Here is a 17,778-nt window from a genome sequence, read left to right as displayed (position 1 = left end):
GAAGCGTACTGGAAATGCGATTAACGGACGCATGCGGTTATTGTTAAAATACTATTCACCAATTTGGCGCGATCGATCATTCTTCAGGGCAAATTTCGCCATATTCGGGAGGTTATCTGTGCGCCGTCGGATTATCGAGTCGCGTTTTCGAGGGAATGCCGCCATGCGCTTCGTAGTAGCTACGCTTTTGGCCACAGCCAGTTTTTTGTCGCCGATCAGCGGATTTGCAGAAAGCGCGGATGTCGAGGCGACGATCAAGAAGGTCGATATGACCAATCTCAGCCTCACGCTGGATGACGGAAAAACCTATCAGGCACCGGAGGAGTTCAATTTCGAGGGGCTGAAGGCGGGCGTGAAGGTTATCGTCTTCTACACTGAGGTCGATGGCAAACGCGTCATCAACGATCTCGACATCGTCCAGTAGGCGGACCTAGATCCAGCCGATCAACCCGTTCTCCCGATCGATCTTCAGGATGCGGTCCTGTGGAATTTCACCTTCGGCAGCCTCTTCCTTGGGCAATGCGGCAATCGTCCTGAACAGACTGCGTATGACGCCGCCGTGGGTCACGCAAACGGTTGGTTTGTCGACGGAACTCAGCCAGGATGCAACGCGCCAGGACATGATTTCGTAGCTTTCCGCGTCGTCTCCCGGCGGAATGAAATCCCATTTGTTGAGATTGCGTTCGGTGACGCGGTCACGGGCCGTTGCCTTCAATTCCTTGATCGTGAAACCTTCCCAATCGCCAAAGGAAACCTCGACCAGGCGCTCGTCGGTCCGATAATCCTTCGATGGAAGACCCATTGCTTCGCGCATGATCTCCATGGTGGCGCGGGTGCGCGCCAGCGGGCTTGCTACGAAATCGAAGGGGATTGCCTCGACTTGGAGGATTTCTGCTAGATCGGTACCGTTCTGCCATGCTTGCGCTCTGCCGACGGCATTGAGCGGAATGTCCTTCTGCCCCTGCAGGCGACGTTCCGCGTTCCAGTCTGTCTGGCCGTGTCTGACGACGTAGATAAGCAATGACCGGCTCCGTTTAGGGCGCGCAACCCCTCAATCGCTGTCGCGAAGGAAGGGGTCGCGAGCACGACGCAGCAAAGGGAGCGCGATCAGTCCTTTATGACGGAAATGTCCGGCGCGTCTACCGCCTTCATGCCGATGACATGATAGCCGCTGTCGGCGTGGTGGACTTCGCCAGTGACCGAGCGCGAGAGATCGGAAAGCAGATACAGGCCGACATCGCCGACTTCTTCGATCGTCACGGTGCGACGCAGCGGCGCATTGTATTCGTTCCACTTCAGGATGTAGCGGAAGTCACCGATGCCGGACGCCGCAAGCGTCTTGATCGGGCCGGCGGAAACGGCATTGACGCGAATGTTCTTCGGTCCGAGGTCGACCGCCAGATACTTGACGCTGGCTTCGAGTGCCGCCTTGGCAACGCCCATGACGTTGTAGTTCGGCATAACCTTCTCGGCGCCGTAATAGGTGAGCGTTAGCATCGAGCCGCCGTCAGTCATCAGCTTCTCGGCGCGACGCGCGACCGAGGTGAACGAATAGACGGAGATCTGCATCGTCTTGGCGAAGTTGTCAGCCGAGGTATCGACATAGCGACCGGTCAGTTCGTCCTTGTCGGAAAAGCCGATCGCGTGAACGATGAAGTCAATCTTGCCCCACAGCTTTTCGACGTGGTCGAAGACGGCATCGATGGTCGACTCGTCGCTGACATCGCAATGTCCGGCAAGAACGCCGTTTACCTCGGCAACCAGTGGCTCAACGCGCTTCTTCAGCGCATCGCCTTGGTAGGTAAAGGCGATTTCGCCGCCCTGTGCATGAATAGCCTTGGCAATACCCCACGCAATCGAACGATTGTTGGCAACGCCCATGATGACGCCGCGCTTGCCTGACATGAGGCCTGTTGCCTGAGCCATATTTTGCCCCCTAAGGAATTCTGATCGGTCCTGCCTATGGCATAGGCTGTTAATCGGTTCAAGATTGGCAGCAATCATCAACTGTTAGGGATCGTAACAAAGGGTGCGTATGTCACCAAAATTTCACAGAAACAGCCCGTTCTTCATGATTCGCATCAGATCGGTGACTTTGTCGTCGGGTTTTTCCCACAACATAATACGCAGTTCGACGACGAGATCGCCCCTGCTGCCCTCGGCGTTCGCCAGCCCCTGACCCTGTAGTCGGATTGTCTTGTCGGAGCCTGACCAGGCGGGAATCGTCACGGTGATGGGACCATTGGGGCCTTCGATACGCGCCTCGGTTCCCAGTACGGCATTTTCGATCGTTACCGGCAGCGCCGTATGCAGATCGAAGCCATTGACCGTAAACCGTTCATCGGTAGCAATGTGGATGCTGACGACGGCATCGCCGCGCTGCATGCCGGCGAGCTTGTGACCCTGGCCCTTCAAGCGGACCTGATGACCTTCCGTCGTGCCGGCCGCCAGCGCAAATCCGATGTCCCGGCCTTCACCGAGGTCGACGGTGACCCAGCTGCCCTTGATGACCTCGTCGACTGTGACGGTCTTGGTTACGACTTGGTCCGGCGCTTTTTCCGGCGCGGCAGCGCCGCTGCCGGTAAAGCGGCGAACGAGCGAGGTCAGCAAGCTAAGCGGCTGCATGACCGCAGATGCCTGAGCGGCTGCGTCCTCGGCAGCCTGCTGTTCAGCCTCGGCCTTACCGGCATCCGGCTGTTTGTCTGAGGTCGCAGGCTCCGCGTCCGGCCGCTTTGCAGCACCGGCGGTAAAGCCTTGGGGGCGGCCGCCACCGGCCGCAGCGCGTGCCTGCGTGCCGAAGATGCGTTCGACCATTTCTTCGGGCAGCTCGGCCGTGCCAGTCTTCTGCTGCTTTGCGACGTCGGCTGCAGCCTTTTGCGCGGCGGCGCGGGCAAGCTCTTCCATCACGCGCTCGGCATTGGCCTGCGCTGCCTTGGCACGCACGGCAGCTTCACGGGCTGCCTGGCGCTGCTGCATGATCGTACCTTCGTTAACCTTGGCTTCGGCCATGCGGGCGGCATTGTCGAACAGAACCCGCTTCTTCGGATCTTTGAGTGTTTCATAGGCACGGCCGATTTCGGCAAAGCGGGCGCTAGCCGTCGGGTCGCCCTGATTGTGATCAGGGTGAACTGCCTTGGCCATGTTGCGCCAGGCTGCCTTGATTTCGTCCTGCCCCGCGTCACGCTTGACGCCCAAAATCTTATAAGGATCGCGCATGTTCCAAACCGCCGGTGTTCCGATGCGGTGTGCCTGTCCACTGCCCTAGCACCCCGAAGCCTCTCATTCGGCGCCCGAGCTCATCCCCAGGAAGAAGCCGAGCGCACATGAGGAACGATTGTCGGGAGAAGTTGCTAATCAGTTCTTATTCGGCGCGGCGCACATCTCGCTTTTGCGCCGAATGGTTAGCCTTTGCTAAACATCAGAAGAGAAGGGGGAGCGCGTGTTAAGCATGCTCCCGGTGTCAATTAGCTTTCCGGCTGGAAACTCATGAGTTGCCAGTTGCCACCGCCGACCAGGCAGGTCTTGCCGTAGAATTTTGCGATGCCGACATAGGAGTGCCGCGTTGTGCGGAACTGGCGGCAAACCTGGCCGGAATCCGTATTCTCGACAATAGTGTCGATGACACCGGCGCTGCCGGTCGAAGCATTGGCCCAGGGAAGGGGGCGCCCCTCCAGCCCCTGGATATCGGCCGAGGTCACGGCGTTGCCGACGGTCATTTCGTCGGAAATCGAGTCACTCGTCGGCGCCGGCTGTGGCACGGTGCCTGTGGCAACCGACCGATCGACCTTCGAACTGCCGAAGAGATCCAACCCGCTGGAGACGCAACCGGAGAGGGAGAGCACCGCCGTACCGACAATGCAGAAGGTCGCGCTACGACGCAGCAGACCCTTTGTATGACGATCTGACTTTGCTATGACTTCCACCCTGCGTCCTGTCCAGTAGCTAATGGCTGGGCAAATTTCGAATAAACCCGGGGCATTTGAGCTAATATGTCGGCAAATGAGTTAATAAGCGGTGACTTCACCGAGCGAAACGAACCGTTCGATCTTTTTGCCGAGTGGCTGAAGGAAGCGGAAGCTTCCGAGATCAATGACCCGAATGCGGTAGCGCTTGCGACGGTCGATGAGGACGGCCTTCCCAATGTCCGCATGGTTCTCCTTAAGGGATTCGATCACGACGGTTTTGTCTTCTACACGAATTTCGAGAGTCAGAAAGGCCAGGAAATTCTCGGGCAGAAGAAAGCGGCCATGTGTTTCCACTGGAAAACGCTGCGCCGGCAGGTTCGGCTGCGCGGGCCTGTGGAAGTCGTGACGGACGAAGAAGCTGATGCTTACTTCAAGACGCGAGCCCGCGGCAGCCGGATCGGCGCCTGGGCATCGAAGCAGTCGCGGCCTCTGGAGAGCCGATTCGCGCTGGAGAAAGCCGTGGCCGAATACACTGCCCGCTATGCAATCGGCGAGATTCCGCGTCCGTCGCATTGGTCAGGCTTCCGGATTCGGCCAGTGTCGATCGAGTTCTGGAAGGACCAGAAGTTCCGTCTGCACGATCGCATCGAGTTCCGTCGAGCCTCGCCCGAAGGCGATTGGACGAAGGTTCGCATGTATCCCTGATCAGGCATAAGCAGGAGTGCTCATGCCCTGTTTGATGCAAACTGGAACGGGATCCCCGAGGCCAGCCCGGAAACGTACCGCACCTTCTGGTAAAGGCCGTTGATCGAGAGCCTAGGCAGATAGGTGATGCTGCCGATCGAGCGCTGGGTGACGACGCCGGGCTGCGTCGTCACAGCAATGTCAAAGCCGACCTCGCGTGCGATGGCGGCTTGCCTCTGCGTTACCGCCTCGCGAGTGCCGTAGGGGTAGGCGAAGGAGCCCGGTCGGGCGCCGGTGATCGCTGCGACGTAGTCGCGGGAAGCCTCCATCTCGTCGCGAACCTCCCGGTCGGAGAGGCGCGAGATCGCCCTATGGCTGATTGTATGAGCGCCGAGCGAGACCAGCGGGCTAGCTTCAAGCAAATTGAGTTCCGCCGGTGTCATGACGAGGTCATCAACGATTTCGTCCGGATCGATCTCGTGCGTTCGCGCCATCGCGTCGATGGCTGCGACGGCGGCGGTCTCGTCATGTCGATGAAGATGGTTGGCGAAACGCGCGAAGGCGCGTTCCTTGGCGAGTGGAACCGCGACGTCCAGCATTTCATGGCCGTGGCCGAAATCGAAGCCGAGCTTCTCTTCCTTGCGCAAAAGCGCCGCCAGCGTCTCCCACCAGATCGTATGCGTGCGCTCGGAAAGACCCCTAGCGACGAAGACGGTGAAGGGCACCTTGTGTTTCTCGAAGATGGGCAGGGCGTAGACAAGATTGTTGCGGTAGCCGTCATCGAGCGTGAAAGCGGCGAAGGGTTGGCTGGAGCCGGATTGCGAAAGCAGCGCGGGAATCTCGTCAAGCGCCACGAAGCGATAGCCGTCCCTTTTCAGGCGATCGAGGACTAGATCGAGGAATTCCGGCGTGATCTCCAGATGCGCATTCGGCGCGAAGGTGGTCTCTTCATGTGGGCGCACATGGTGGAGCGTGAAGATGGCGCCAAGTCCGCGGGCGCCGCGCATCACGCCGGCTGCACGCAGGAGATTGGCAGTCTCAAGGCTGCCTGCAATCGCAATCCGCTTCGCAAGCGTTTTGACACTCGCCGTCATCTCATCTGCCCGCTGGTTTCTGAAGCGGCGAAACTAGCAAGTCCGCGGTTAAGTCTTGCTGAATGAAGATTTTGGAGTGTCCTCTTTACGGGATTTTCACTATGAAGGATAAAACTTGGCAAGAATGGTACCAGTTGCCGCAAAGTCGCGCCACATTGGCGGCTTCTGTCGCGGAACGGGACAAATCCGAATGGCGGGCGCTATTCGTTCATCGAGGGGAATTGCATGAAGAAGCTGTTGGCCGCGATTATGACCGCGACGCTCGTCGTTACGGCGCCGTTGACGGCAATCGCAGGCAGTGCCTCCCTCATCCTGGATGCCCGAACTGGCAAGGTGCTCAGCGCCGAAAATGCCGACGTCCTGAACCACCCCGCTTCGCTGACGAAGATGATGACCATCTATATGGCTTTCGAGGCGATCAACCGCGGCAAGCTCAGCTGGAACACGCCGCTCGTCATGTCGAAATACGCCGCCTCGCGTCCACCGACGAAGCTCGGCGTTCGCGCTGGTGATTCCGTTACGGTTCGCGACGCGATCCTTGGCATGATCACCAAGTCGGCCAACGATGCCGCCGCTGCCATGGCCGAAAAGCTCGGTGGTTCGGAAAGCAATTTTGCTCGCATGATGACGCAGAAGGCACGGCAGCTCGGCATGACCCGTACGGCCTTCTATAATGCGTCCGGCCTCCCGGATGGACGCCAGGTCACCACGGCGCGCGACATGTCCACGCTTGCCGTGGCGCTCATGCGGAATTTCCCAAGCGAGTATCGCCTGTTCTCGACAGCCAGCTTCACTTTCCGTGGGCGCACGATCCGAGGCCACAACAACCTGATGTACCGCTATCAAGGCATGGATGGCATCAAGACCGGCTACACCAATGCGTCCGGCTTCAACCTCGTCAGCGCCGTAAAAGACGGCAACCGCCGCGTCGTCGGTGTCGTGCTTGGCGGCCGCACCGCCCGCAGCCGCGACGCCAAGATGGCGGGTCTGCTCGACAAGTATCTCGGCCGTGCGTCAACCGGCGGCAAACTGGTCGCAAGCGTCAATGCGCGCCAGCAGGTGGAAGTCGCCTCGGCTGCCGATGACAGCGACATGCAGGTCCCCGAAACCGCGCCGCGCACAAATGAACTCTCGCCGAAGGCGCTCGGCTATCTGAGCGATGCGACGGTTCCGATGGAGCGCCCGTCCGCTCTTGCCGAAATAGCCAATGCCGGCAAGTCCGCCGGCGCGCCGTCTGCCTCCGGCGACTGGCAGATTCAGATCTCGGCGGCACCGAGCGATGATGCCGCTCGCGCTCTCCTTGCCCAGGCCAAGGCCGAGGGTGGTCCGGCCCTGAAAACCGCGTCGCCCTTTACCGAGGCTGTCGGCAATGGTGCCAACAAGATCTATCGCGCTCGCTTCGTCGGATTCCAGAGCCGCGAAGCAGCCACGGCAGCCTGCGATGCCCTGAGACAGCGCTCCTACGACTGCATGCTGCTGCCCGACCACGGCTGAACCTTCTGGACTTTCCAGCAGAATCAAGGTCCTCCTTTGTAGACAAAAGGAGAACACCATGCTGAATGATCTCGCCGAAAAATTCGAGCACGCTTCGCGCACCTATGCCGATGCCAACGGCATAGAGCGCGACGCCGACTGGTTTCTCCTGAAGCTTCAGGAGGAAATCGGCGAGCTCACCCAGGCCTGGAACCGCATCAGCGGCAGAGGGCGTCGGAAAGGCAGGTCGGATGAGCAACTGGCGCGCGACCTCGCTGATGAAGCAGCCGATGTGCTCGGCCACATCCTGCTTTTTGCGCATAGGAACGATCTGGATCTCGCAGCCGCGATCAAGCGCAAATGGCTGTTCCAGCCGGAGCGGGGCTAGCTTTTAGGCGGCGCCGACCCTGCGCCGGTAGAATTTGGTATCCACGGCCATCAGCGGAAACGATCTCGGAAGATCGCCCTTGGGAACCTCCGTGAATCCGTTCTTCTCGTAGAACCGATGCGCGGCGAGGAATTTGTCCGTCGTTCCAAGAAAGATCTCCTTGATCCCCTGATTCTCTGCGTGTTCCACCAGTTCCGCCAGAAGTCGTGCCGCGACGTTGTGCTCGCGACCGCGCACGTCGGCCGCGACAAACATCTTGCGCAACGCCGTCTGGTTGTTGCCGATGTCCTTCAGCCCAAGCGTGCCGACAACCTCGCCGTTACGGCGACCCAGAACTGACCCTTTCCGGACTGGTAGAAATCAGAAATAACCGCGAGATCCGGCTGGTCGTCGGCCGTGATCGCGATGCCGAATTCCTCACGCTGGATCGGCAGGATGACCGAGAAAACATCATCGAGATCGGCGGCAACGAACGGTCTGATCTCGATTTCGCTCATCACCGCTCCTCGTTCCCGACTAGGCCTTCGTGCCGCCAACGGTCACCTGGTCCATCCGCAGGTGCGGTTGGCCGACACCGACGGGAACCCATTGCCCGGCCTTGCCGCAATTGCCGATGCCGGTGTCGAGTTTCATGTCGTTGCCGACCATCGAAACACGCTTCATCGCCTCCGGGCCGTTGCCGATCAGCATCGCGCCCTTGATCGGCGCGCCGATCTTGCCGTTCTCGATCAGGTAGGCCTCGGTGCAGCCGAACACGAACTTGCCGGAGGTGATATCCACCTGGCCGCCGCCGAAGGAGACGGCATAGATGCCCTTCTTTACGGAAGAGATAATTTCCTCCGGCGTCTTGTCGCCGCCGAGCATGTAGGTGTTGGTCATGCGAGGCATGGGAACGTGCGAATAGCCCTGACGGCGGCCGTTGCCAGTTGGCTTCATGCCCATCAGACGGGCATTCTGTCGGTCCTGCATGTAGCCGACGAGCTTGCCATTTTCGATCAGCACATTGTAGGCCGAAGGCGTCCCTTCGTCGTCGATGGTGATCGAGCCGCGGCGGTTGTCGATCGTGCCGTCGTCGACGACGGTCACGCCGGGTGCCGCGACCATCTGGCCGAGCAGGCCGGCAAAGGCGGAGGTCTTCTTTCGGTTGAAATCGCCTTCGAGCCCGTGCCCGACGGCTTCGTGCAGCATGACCCCCGTCCAGCCGGAGCCGAGCACGACATCCATGGTGCCGGCCGGCGCGTCGATTGCCTCCAGGTTCACCAGTGCCTGGCGCAACGCTTCGTCGGCGCCGTACTGCCAGCTGTCCTCGGCGATGAAATCGCCAAAGCCGATACGCCCGCCGCTGCCATAGGAGCCGCTCTCCTGGCGCTCGCCTTCACCGACGATGACCGAGATATTGATGCGCGTCATCGGCCGGATATCGCGAACGCGGTGACCATCGGCGCGCAGAATGTCGACGACCTGCCAGCTGGCGGCGACCGATGCGGTCACCTGGCGCACCTTGTCGTCCCTGCCGCGTAAATAAGCGTCGATATCCTGCAGCACCTTGACCTTCGCCTCGAAGGTCGGCGTACCGATCGGGTTCTCGTCCGAATAGAACTTCTTGTTGGTTCGCTGGGGAGCCGCTGCATAGCTGCCGGTATGGCCACGGGTGACGGCGCCAACTGCATCGGCTGCACGCTTCAATGCCGCCACGGAGAGGTCGCCCGCATGCGCATAGCCGACCGCTTCGCCGGCAACCGCGCGTAGGCCAAAGCCCTGCTCGGTGTTGAAGCTGCCGCCCTTCAGGCGCCCGTTGTCGAACATCAGCGATTCCGCCTGGGCGTGCTCGATGTAGAGCTCCCCGTCGTCGGCGCCCGAAAGCGCCTCGGCAACGAGCGAGCGCATCTTCGCTTCGTCGGCATCGAAAAGCGTGAGGAGATCCGTATTCATGTCTTTATGCTCCGCTGAAGCAGGAATGCTTTCAGCCGATGTAGGTCCGGCTTACGGTTGCAGCAAGGCCCGAAATCGAGACGATCAGGGGAGGGCGTCGTAGCCTTCGGCAAAACCCTTGAGATCGACGGGGATGCCGATGCCTTCCTCAGGCGTCTGGAAGACGATAAAGGTGGCGCTGGCGCCGCTGCGGAAGGTCTTCAGCAGTTCGTCCTCGAGCACGACTTCGGCATAGCAGCCATCGGCGAAGCAGCGGACGAAATAGGCGCGGCCGATGTCCTTGCCGTCGACATTGAGGCCAAGCCCGTTCGGCAGCAACACGCCGAGCGGGGCCAGAACGCGCAGAATCTTCGATTTGCGGTCGGCGGTCTTCAGCACGACGACCGAGAGGCCGACCTCCGGCCGGTCTTCGGCAATGACGTTCTGCATCAACGCGCACTGCTCGGTCGCGGCGCCCGCCGGCTTGTCGCATACGACCGACCATGCGCCGTGGTTCGACTTTACGGTGCCGGGTGCCTGCGGCTGCGTCTGGCCGGGCGTTGCCCGCGCTGCCGGAGGCGGTGGCGCAGGTTGTGCCGGCGCAGGTTGCTGCTGGGCGAAAGCGGGAGCAGTCGCTGCGGCCGCGATGCACGCTGTCAGCACGAACGGCCGTGCGAGGGAACGGAAACCCATGAAAACCTCTGCAATTCGAATCAGTGCCGCTAAGTTGGGGCGCGCCATCAAAAATGAAAAGCCCCACCCGCTGAAAAGCCGGGGACTACGGCGGAAATGGGACGTTTCCCAGAGAATGTTGGCGCGGCGGCGCGACTCGCAAGCTATATTTCGCGAATGATAACGAAAAGGGGGAATGTTTCGTTATGGTTGGGTCAACCTGTTTGAAAGCGAAAATGCCGCACAGACAAATGCTTTGGCCTGTTGCGGCGAATGGCAAACTGTGGTTTGAAGCGCAGAAGATGGCAAGGATTCTGCGTGCATTTTACGCAGATCAGCGCTCGAGGGAGATATTAACGTGATTAAGAAGGCTTATGCAGCTCTGACCGCGCTGGTCTGTCTGCTTTTTGCTTCCGGCAGTTATGCCGACCAGCCGAAGCCGTGGCAGGCAACCTTACAGCCGGCAGCCACGCCCATCATGCGGGACATTCATTGGTTCGAGCAATATACCTTGTGGTTTATCGTTCCGATCACGCTCTTCGTACTGGTTCTTTTGATCGTTGCCTGTTTCAAGTTTCGTGCCGGTGCGAATCCGGTGCCGTCCAAGACGAGCCACAATACGCTGATCGAAGTCGCCTGGACCGTGGGGCCGGTTCTCGTTCTTCTGTTTCTTGCCGTTCCCTCCTTCAATTTGCTGACCGCCCAGCTCACGCTTCCGGAGAATCCGGATGTGACGATCAAGGCGACCGCAACCCAGTGGCAATGGAATTACGAGTATGAAGGCACCGGCGACAGCCCGCTCGCCTTCGATTCCTTCTTGCTCAAGGATCAGGACCGTGCCGCTGCCGGCAAGGAAGACAAGGCGATCTATCCGCGCCTTCTGACTGTCGATAACGAGCTTGTTCTGCCCGTCAGCAAGACGGTCCGCGTTCTTGTGACCGCCGCTCCGACCGACGTCATTCACGCATTCGCCATGCCGTCCTTCGGCGTCAAGATCGACGCCGTTCCGGGTCGTCTAAACGAAACCTGGTTCAAGGCCGAGCGCGAAGGTCTCTTCTATGGCCAGTGTTCCGAGCTCTGCGGCAAGGACCATGCGTTCATGCCGATCGCCATTCGCGTTGTCTCCGAGGACAAGTACAAGCAGTGGCTCGCCGCTGCCGCTACCGATCTGCCTGGGGCGTACAAAACACTCACGGCCGCAACCGATGGTCCCGCAAAGACCGTCGACGTTGCCGAAAACGTCGCACAGTAAGGGAAGAGGGAACGGGATATGGCTGGACCTTCCGCACACGACGATCATCACTTGCATGATCACGCTCATGGCGCGCACGCCCATGACGACCATCACGATCACTCGCACAAGCCGAGCTTCATCAATCGTTGGTTCTTTTCGACGAACCACAAGGACATCGGCACGCTTTACCTGATCTTCGCGATCATCGCCGGCATCATCGGCGGCGCGCTCTCCGTTGCCATGCGCATGGAGCTGCAGGAGCCGGGCATCCAGATCTTCCACGGTCTGGCATCGATGGTTTACGGTTACGAAGGAGACGCCGCCATCGACGGCGCCAAGCAGATGTTCAACATGTTCACCACCGCTCACGCGCTGATCATGATCTTCTTCATGGTCATGCCGGCGATGATCGGCGGCTTCGCCAACTGGATGGTGCCGATCATGATCGGCGCGCCTGACATGGCATTTCCGCGTCTGAACAACATCTCCTTCTGGCTGATCGTTCCGGCCTTCCTTCTGCTCATCCTGTCGATGTTCGTCGAAGGACCTGCCGGCGCTTACGGTGCGGGCGGCGGCTGGACGATGTACCCGCCGCTGTCGAGCTCGGGTACGCCGGGTCCTGCAGTCGACCTTGCGATCTTTGCGCTCCACATTGCCGGTGCGTCCTCGATCCTCGGTGCGATCAACTTCATCACCACGATCCTGAACATGCGCGCTCCGGGCATGACGCTGCACAAGATGCCGCTCTTTGCCTGGTCGGTGCTGATCACCGCCTTCCTGCTGTTGCTGTCGCTTCCGGTTCTGGCCGGCGCCATCACCATGATGCTGACGGACCGCAACTTCGGTACCTCCTTCTTCGTACCGGAAGGCGGCGGTGACCCGATCCTTTACCAGCACCTGTTCTGGTTCTTCGGTCACCCGGAAGTGTACATTCTAATCCTGCCGGGCTTCGGCATCGTCAGCCACATCATCTCGACCTTCTCGAAGAAGCCGGTCTTCGGCTACCTCGGCATGGCCTACGCCATGGTCGCGATCGGCGCCGTCGGCTTCGTTGTCTGGGCGCACCACATGTACACGGTCGGCCTGTCGCTCGATGCACAGCGCTACTTCGTGTTTGCAACGATGGTCATCGCCGTTCCGACGGGCGTGAAGATCTTCTCCTGGATCGCAACGATGTGGGGTGGCTCCATCAGCTTCCGCACGCCGATGGTCTGGGCGATCGGCTTCATCTTCCTGTTCACGGTCGGTGGGGTGACGGGTGTTCAGCTCGCCAATGCCGGTCTCGACCGCTCGCTGCATGACACCTACTACGTCGTGGCCCACTTCCACTACGTTCTATCGCTTGGCGCCGTCTTCGCCATCTTCGCTGCCTGGTACTACTGGTTCCCGAAGATGACCGGCTACATGTACAACGAGTTCCTTGGCACGCTGCACTTCTGGGTCATGTTCATCGGCGTAAACCTGGTGTTCTTCCCGCAGCACTTCCTGGGCCTCGCGGGCATGCCGCGCCGCTACATCGACTATCCGGATGCATTTGCCGGCTGGAACTACGTTTCCTCGATCGGCTCCTACATCTCGGCCGTCGGTGTGCTGATCTTCCTGGTCGGCGTCTTCGAAGCCTTCGCCAAGAAGCGCGTTGCCGGCGACAATCCGTGGGGTGAGGGCGCAACGACGCTCGAATGGCAGCTGTCTTCGCCGCCGCCGTATCATCAGTGGGAACAGCTCCCGCGCATCAAGTAAGATGCAAGGATGATGCAAGAAATTGCGACCGCCGCGTGCTACAGTGCGGCGGTCGGCTTAGAAGTTTGCAGGACAAGAGAATGACAGTCATCGGCAATCGCAAAGCTCTGGCACACGACGGCGAGTTCCGCCTGTCGGAGGCGAGTGCGCGCGATTATTTTGAGCTCCTGAAGCCGCGCGTCATGTCGCTCGTGGTCTTCACGGCATTTGCCGGTCTCGTTATGGCGCCGGGCCACATCAATGCAGTTCTCGGCCTGATTGCCATCCTTTGCATCGCCATCGGCGCGGGCGCTTCGGGCGCACTGAACATGTGGTACGACGCCGATATCGATGCGATCATGACCCGCACCGCCAAGCGCCCGATCCCGGCCGGCCGGATTGCGCCGCGCGAGGCGCTGGCATTCGGTCTGGTGCTTTCCTGTTTTTCGGTGACGATCCTCGGCCTCGCCGTCAATTGGCTCGCAGCCTTCATCCTCGCCTTCACGATTTTCTTCTATGCCGTGATCTACACGATGTGGCTGAAGCGCTCGACGCCGCAGAACATCGTCATCGGCGGCGCTGCCGGTGCCTTTCCTCCCATGATCGGCTGGGCCTGCGTGACCGGTACGGTCACGATCGAAAGCTTCGTCCTTTTCATGATCATCTTCCTGTGGACACCCGCGCATTTCTGGGCGCTGGCTCTGTTCAAGATGGAAGACTATGAGGCGGTCGGCGTGCCGATGCTGCCGAATGTCTCGGGCGAGCGCACGACCAAGCATCAGATCGTCGCCTACGCCGTCCTGACGGCGGTCTGCGGTGTCCTGCCGACAGCCCTCGGCTTTGCGAGCCTCGGCTATGGCCTGGTCGCCGCGGCGCTCGGCGCGATCTTCATCTACTGTTCCATCGCCGTCTGGCGGATGCCGGACGGCGATGAGAAGATGATCCCGGCGAAGAAGCTCTTCGGCTTCTCCATCCTGTATCTCTTCGCGATTTTTTCCGCCCTGATGTTCGACCGGCTCGCGGCCGTGCTCGTTTCACATGCGGGAGGCATTTTCTGATGGACGTCGTCAAGCTCACGGAAGCGCAGCGCAAGTCGCGCCGCAACCGCAACGTCGCTCTTGGTCTGGTTCTGGCCGGCCTCGTCGTGCTCTTCTACGCCATCACGATCGTGAAGTTTACCTCGGGGCATATGTGATGAGCGAGATGCAGAGCGCACCGAGGAAGCCGCGCAACAACGGCGCCATCGTTCTCATGTGCCTTTCCTTCGTCGTCGGCATGGGTGCTGCGAGCTATGCCGCGGTGCCGCTCTACAGGATGTTCTGTCAGCTCACTGGCTACAATGGGACGACACAGCGCGTCGAGCAGGCCTCCAGCGTAGTTCTCGATCGCAAGATGCGCGTCACCTTCGACGCAAACATTGCGCCGGGTCTCGACTGGGAGTTCAAGCCGGTCGAGCGCGAGGTCAATCCGCGCATCGGCGAAACCATTCAGGTGAATTTCGTCGCGGTGAACAAGTCGAACGAGCCGCAGCGTGGTCAGGCCGTATTTAACGTGACGCCCGGTGAGGCGGGTGCCTATTTCAACAAGGTGCAGTGCTTCTGCTTCAATGAAACCATTCTGAAGCCGGGCGAAAAGCTCGAAATGCCGGTCGTGTTCTATATCGATCCTGATATTACCAAGGCTGTGGAATCGAAGGATATCCACACCGTTACCTTGTCCTATACGTTCTATCCCAAAGAGGGTTCGAAGCCGCTCGCTTCGAACGAGGGTGGAACGGTAAAGCTTGAAAAGAAACTTTGATTGAGGTTCGTTTCCGGCTATGCCGGAGCGGAGAGGAAGAGATCCGGGGATAGCTTACATGGCTGATGCTCATCAGAAACATCACGACTACCACATCATCGACCCGAGCCCGTGGCCAATAATTGCGTCGCTAGCGGCTTTCATCATTACGTTCGGTGGCGTCGGCTTCATGCGCTACCTCAACGGCGGCTCGCTGCACCTCTTCGGCGTCGAATGGGCTCATCCGTGGCTGTTCTTCATCGGGCTTGCGATCATTCTCTACGTCATGTTCGGCTGGTGGTCGGACACTGTGAAGGAAGCTGACGAGGGCGCCCATACGCGCGTCGTCTCGCTACACCTTCGCTACGGCATGATCATGTTCATCGCTTCGGAAGTGATGTTCTTCGTCGCCTGGTTCTGGGCTTACTTCGACGCGAGCCTCTTCCCGAATGAAGCGATCCAGGCCTCGCGCCTTGCCTTCACCGGTGGCCAGTGGCCGCCGAAGGGCATTGAGGTCCTCGATCCGTGGCACCTGCCGATCTACAACACGGTCATCCTGCTGCTCTCTGGCACGACGGTGACCTGGGCGCACCACGCGTTGCTGCACAACGATCGAAGGGGCCTGATTCAGGGCCTGACGCTGACCGTTCTGCTCGGTATCCTGTTCTCCACGGTGCAGGCTTACGAATACGCCCACGCTCCGTTCGCCTTCAAGAATTCGATCTACGGCGCGACCTTCTTCATGGCGACCGGTTTCCACGGTTTCCACGTTCTGGTTGGTACGATCTTCCTGCTGGTCTGCCTGCTGCGCGCGATCCGCGGCGACTTCACGCCAAAGCAGCATTTCGGCTTTGAGGCAGCGGCCTGGTACTGGCACTTCGTCGACGTCGTCTGGCTCTTCCTGTTCTTCTGCATCTACGTCTGGGGCGGCTGGGGCGCGCCGCTGGCGGCAGGCTGAACGGGCTGCATGGAATCGAAAAGGGCGGGTGCGACGGCACCCGCCCTTTTTTCCGTCACCGCATGGCGGCGATGCGCTCGAATGCGGAGGGTTCGGGAATGCCGAGGTCCAGGCGCTGCCGGATTGCTTCGGCGCATTCGAAGGGTGTCAGCACCGAGGTATCGACCTCAAGATCGTAGATACCGGGAATATGGACCTGCTCCTGCCAGAGCTGGACGGGATTGGGCACGGCGTCGTCTTCGGTTGCGCGCACATACAGCGTGTGTCGTCCCGGCGAAGGGATGTCCCGTCTCTTCAAGATGACCTCGATCGGACATCTGACGCCGACGAAAAGTACTGGCAATCCCTCAAGCCGGCGCGCGCAATCGGCGAGGATGCCGAGCGGCTGAGAGTAGCTGTCGTGGTGGCCGAGGTCGGCAACCACATTGAGGCCTAGTCCGGCATGAATGGCGATCGACTCGTAGAGTGCCACATAGAAAAACGGCACCATCTCCTCAAGATCGGGCCGTTCCCCTCCCGGGCGCAGGCCTATACCCGGCAGATAGCGCTCGGGCGTCATCTCGTTGTAGGTGTCGACGCCAAGGTTCATCCAGGGGCCCTCGAAGTGCTCCTGGATCACGTTGGCGATCGACGATTTTCCACTGCGCGGGGCGCCGTTCAGAATAATGATCTGTCCGGACGAGCTGTCATATGTCATCAGTTTTCTTCTTCTGTTTGGCGCGAATCGCTGAGGCGAAAGAGCGCAGGTATTTCCTTTCCCTCTGCGAATACTTTATGGGTGAGTTAAGGCGGACGCTCCGGTTGGCCATAGGCAATTGGAAGGATGGCATGAACGACGACAGCGCGCATTTCCCACCGGTCGATCCGGTGAAGACAGGCATCAAGGGGTGCTGCCCGCGCTGCGGCCAGGGAAAGCTCTTCAACGGCCTGCTGGCGCTGAAACCGCGCTGTTCTGCCTGTGGCCTCGATTACGCCTTTGCCGATGCCGGCGATGGTCCCGCGGTGTTCGTCATTCTCATTGTCGGCTTCATCGTTATAGGCTCGGTGCTGTGGCTGGAGGTCAATTACGCGCCGCCGATCTGGCTGCACATTCTGCTGTTCGCACCCCTGACGATCGTTCTCTCCCTGGTTGCTCTTCGTTGGTGTAAGGGAATTCTGATCGCGATGCAGTATCGCCACAATGCCAGGGAAGGGCGCCTTTCGCGTGACTGAACTTCAAGTGTCGGCGCACCGCCGAAAGCGGTCGGTCCTGACCGGCATCGCCGTGCTGGTCGCGCTCGCCATCCTCGGTTCGCTCGGGACGTGGCAGGTCGAGCGGCTGCGTTGGAAGGAGAAGCTGCTCGCCGATATCGCCGAGCGCCGCCAGGCGCCGCCGGCATCGCTTGCAGATATCGAAGCGTTGGCGGCAACAGGTGAGGATATCGACTATCGTCACGCCACGGTCAGCGGCGAATACGTGAACAGCAAGGAGCGGCACTTCTTCGCCACCTGGCACGGCCGGACGGGCTTTTACGTTTACACGCCGCTGCAGCTTGCCGATGGCCGCTATCTCTTCGTCAATCGCGGGTTCGTTCCCTATGAGAATAAGGAACCCGAAATGCGCATGCAGGGCCAGCTGACCGATCAGCAGACGGTGACCGGTCTTGCCCGCGCGAAGCTGCCCGGCAAGCCATCCTGGGTCGTGCCCGACAACGACGTCGCCAAGAACATCTTCTACTGGAAAGACCTCGATGTGATGGCGTCCAGCGTCGAGCTCGACAAGGCGCAAGTCGTTCCCTTCTTCGTCGATGCGGACGATACCCCCAATCCGAAGGGTCTCCCGATCGGCGGCGTCACCGATGTCGATTTGCCCAACAACCATCTGCAATATGCCTTCACCTGGTACGGCCTGGCGGCAACGCTTGTTGTGATCGTCGTGGTGGCCCGTTTCCGCAAGCGCGGTCCGGCGCAATAGTATCGCT

20 protein-coding genes and 1 pseudogene are annotated in these 17,778 nt (G+C 60.0%); 12 read left to right on the top strand and 9 right to left on the bottom strand.

Annotated elements, in window-relative coordinates; genetic code table 11:
* Positions 1-163: 163 nt before the first annotated feature.
* Entirely contained in the window at positions 164-424 is a 261-nt protein-coding gene (locus tag BSG20_RS00345) for a DUF1344 domain-containing protein (RefSeq protein ID WP_024314249.1), read from the top strand.
* A 6-nt stretch (positions 425-430) separates the two neighbouring features.
* Here BSG20_RS00345 and BSG20_RS00340 read toward each other — a convergent pair whose 3' ends face one another.
* From BSG20_RS00340 to BSG20_RS00325, 4 genes are all read right to left on the bottom strand, one after another.
* Entirely contained in the window at positions 431-1,021 is a 591-nt protein-coding gene (locus tag BSG20_RS00340) for a histidine phosphatase family protein (RefSeq protein WP_072370340.1), read from the bottom strand.
* Between the two features lie 86 nt (positions 1,022-1,107).
* The gene (gene fabI / locus BSG20_RS00335) at positions 1,108-1,926 is read right to left on the bottom strand and encodes an enoyl-ACP reductase FabI (protein WP_007793163.1); all 819 of its coding nucleotides are present in this window, start codon (positions 1,924-1,926) and stop codon (positions 1,108-1,110) included.
* A 123-nt stretch (positions 1,927-2,049) separates the two neighbouring features.
* Positions 2,050-3,216, bottom strand: coding sequence for a DnaJ C-terminal domain-containing protein (locus BSG20_RS00330; protein WP_072370338.1), 1,167 nt, complete (start codon positions 3,214-3,216; stop codon positions 2,050-2,052).
* A gap of 248 nt (positions 3,217-3,464) precedes the next feature.
* The gene (locus tag BSG20_RS00325) at positions 3,465-3,923 is read right to left on the bottom strand and encodes an RT0821/Lpp0805 family surface protein (protein WP_072370335.1); all 459 of its coding nucleotides are present in this window, start codon (positions 3,921-3,923) and stop codon (positions 3,465-3,467) included.
* Positions 3,924-3,989: 66 nt separating this feature from the next.
* On the opposite strand from BSG20_RS00325, the gene pdxH reads away from it, so the two are divergent.
* Positions 3,990-4,610, top strand: a complete 621-nt coding sequence (gene pdxH / locus BSG20_RS00320) for a pyridoxamine 5'-phosphate oxidase (protein WP_037122773.1) — start codon at positions 3,990-3,992, stop codon at positions 4,608-4,610.
* Positions 4,611-4,630: 20 nt separating this feature from the next.
* Here pdxH and BSG20_RS00315 read toward each other — a convergent pair whose 3' ends face one another.
* Positions 4,631-5,683 carry a polysaccharide deacetylase family protein gene (locus BSG20_RS00315; RefSeq protein WP_072370332.1) on the bottom strand — a complete coding sequence of 351 codons (1,053 nt, stop codon included), beginning with the start codon at positions 5,681-5,683 and terminating at the stop codon, positions 4,631-4,633.
* A gap of 225 nt (positions 5,684-5,908) precedes the next feature.
* Here BSG20_RS00315 and BSG20_RS00310 point away from each other — a divergent pair, with 225 nt between their 5' ends.
* Together BSG20_RS00310 and BSG20_RS00305 are read left to right on the top strand one after the other, a co-directional pair.
* Positions 5,909-7,177, top strand: a complete 1,269-nt coding sequence (locus BSG20_RS00310; RefSeq protein WP_072370329.1) for a D-alanyl-D-alanine carboxypeptidase family protein — start codon at positions 5,909-5,911, stop codon at positions 7,175-7,177.
* 58 nt (positions 7,178-7,235) lie between these two features.
* The gene (locus BSG20_RS00305; protein WP_072370327.1) at positions 7,236-7,544 is read left to right on the top strand and encodes a nucleoside triphosphate pyrophosphohydrolase family protein; all 309 of its coding nucleotides are present in this window, start codon (positions 7,236-7,238) and stop codon (positions 7,542-7,544) included.
* Between the two features lie 3 nt (positions 7,545-7,547).
* Here the strand turns inward: BSG20_RS00305 and BSG20_RS00300 are convergent.
* The 3 genes and pseudogenes from BSG20_RS00300 to BSG20_RS00290 form a co-directional block, all read right to left on the bottom strand.
* Positions 7,548-8,041: pseudogene (locus BSG20_RS00300) on the bottom strand (GNAT family N-acetyltransferase).
* A 19-nt stretch (positions 8,042-8,060) separates the two neighbouring features.
* Positions 8,061-9,476, bottom strand: coding sequence for a metalloprotease TldD (gene tldD / locus BSG20_RS00295; RefSeq protein WP_072370324.1), 1,416 nt, complete (start codon positions 9,474-9,476; stop codon positions 8,061-8,063).
* A gap of 84 nt (positions 9,477-9,560) precedes the next feature.
* On the bottom strand, positions 9,561-10,148 hold the full coding sequence (locus BSG20_RS00290; RefSeq protein ID WP_072370321.1) for an invasion associated locus B family protein: 588 nt from the start codon (positions 10,146-10,148) through the stop codon (positions 9,561-9,563).
* A gap of 337 nt (positions 10,149-10,485) precedes the next feature.
* On the opposite strand from BSG20_RS00290, the gene coxB reads away from it, so the two are divergent.
* The 6 genes from coxB to BSG20_RS00260 all read left to right on the top strand — a co-directional run bounded on the left by coxB (position 10,486) and on the right by BSG20_RS00260 (position 15,817).
* Positions 10,486-11,379: a cytochrome c oxidase subunit II gene (coxB, locus tag BSG20_RS00285; protein ID WP_072370318.1), complete on the top strand. Its 894-nt coding sequence runs from the start codon at positions 10,486-10,488 to the stop codon at positions 11,377-11,379.
* A gap of 18 nt (positions 11,380-11,397) precedes the next feature.
* Positions 11,398-13,101, top strand: a complete 1,704-nt coding sequence (gene ctaD, locus BSG20_RS00280) for a cytochrome c oxidase subunit I (RefSeq protein WP_072370315.1) — start codon at positions 11,398-11,400, stop codon at positions 13,099-13,101.
* Between the two features lie 80 nt (positions 13,102-13,181).
* Complete coding sequence (locus BSG20_RS00275) at positions 13,182-14,138, top strand: heme o synthase (RefSeq protein ID WP_072370312.1); 957 nt, start codon at positions 13,182-13,184, stop codon at positions 14,136-14,138.
* A complete protein-coding gene (locus tag BSG20_RS36255; protein WP_024314234.1) occupies positions 14,138-14,275 on the top strand; it encodes a hypothetical protein in 138 nt (45 codons plus the stop codon). Before BSG20_RS00275 ends, BSG20_RS36255 begins: the two co-directional genes overlap by 1 nt.
* Complete coding sequence (locus tag BSG20_RS00265) at positions 14,275-14,880, top strand: cytochrome c oxidase assembly protein (RefSeq protein WP_072370309.1); 606 nt, start codon at positions 14,275-14,277, stop codon at positions 14,878-14,880. Before BSG20_RS36255 ends, BSG20_RS00265 begins: the two co-directional genes overlap by 1 nt.
* Before the next feature lie 58 nt (positions 14,881-14,938).
* Positions 14,939-15,817, top strand: coding sequence for a cytochrome c oxidase subunit 3 (locus BSG20_RS00260; RefSeq protein WP_072370307.1), 879 nt, complete (start codon positions 14,939-14,941; stop codon positions 15,815-15,817).
* A gap of 55 nt (positions 15,818-15,872) precedes the next feature.
* On the opposite strand, the gene BSG20_RS00255 is transcribed toward BSG20_RS00260, so the two are convergent.
* Positions 15,873-16,514, bottom strand: coding sequence for a chloramphenicol phosphotransferase CPT family protein (locus tag BSG20_RS00255; RefSeq protein ID WP_072370304.1), 642 nt, complete (start codon positions 16,512-16,514; stop codon positions 15,873-15,875).
* 131 nt (positions 16,515-16,645) lie between these two features.
* Between BSG20_RS00255 and BSG20_RS00250 the strand changes: the two genes are divergently transcribed.
* Positions 16,646-17,029 carry a DUF983 domain-containing protein gene (locus BSG20_RS00250; RefSeq protein ID WP_072370301.1) on the top strand — a complete coding sequence of 128 codons (384 nt, stop codon included), beginning with the start codon at positions 16,646-16,648 and terminating at the stop codon, positions 17,027-17,029.
* On the top strand, positions 17,022-17,771 hold the full coding sequence (locus tag BSG20_RS00245) for an SURF1 family protein (protein ID WP_072370298.1): 750 nt from the start codon (positions 17,022-17,024) through the stop codon (positions 17,769-17,771). Before BSG20_RS00250 ends, BSG20_RS00245 begins: the two co-directional genes overlap by 8 nt.
* Positions 17,772-17,778 lie beyond the last annotated feature (7 nt).

The organism is Rhizobium tibeticum (assembly GCF_900110205.1).
Classification (GTDB): domain Bacteria; phylum Pseudomonadota; class Alphaproteobacteria; order Rhizobiales; family Rhizobiaceae; genus Rhizobium; species Rhizobium tibeticum.
The sequence above is the reverse complement of the archived record's forward strand: the minus strand, read 5'-3'. Positions and strand labels throughout refer to the sequence as shown.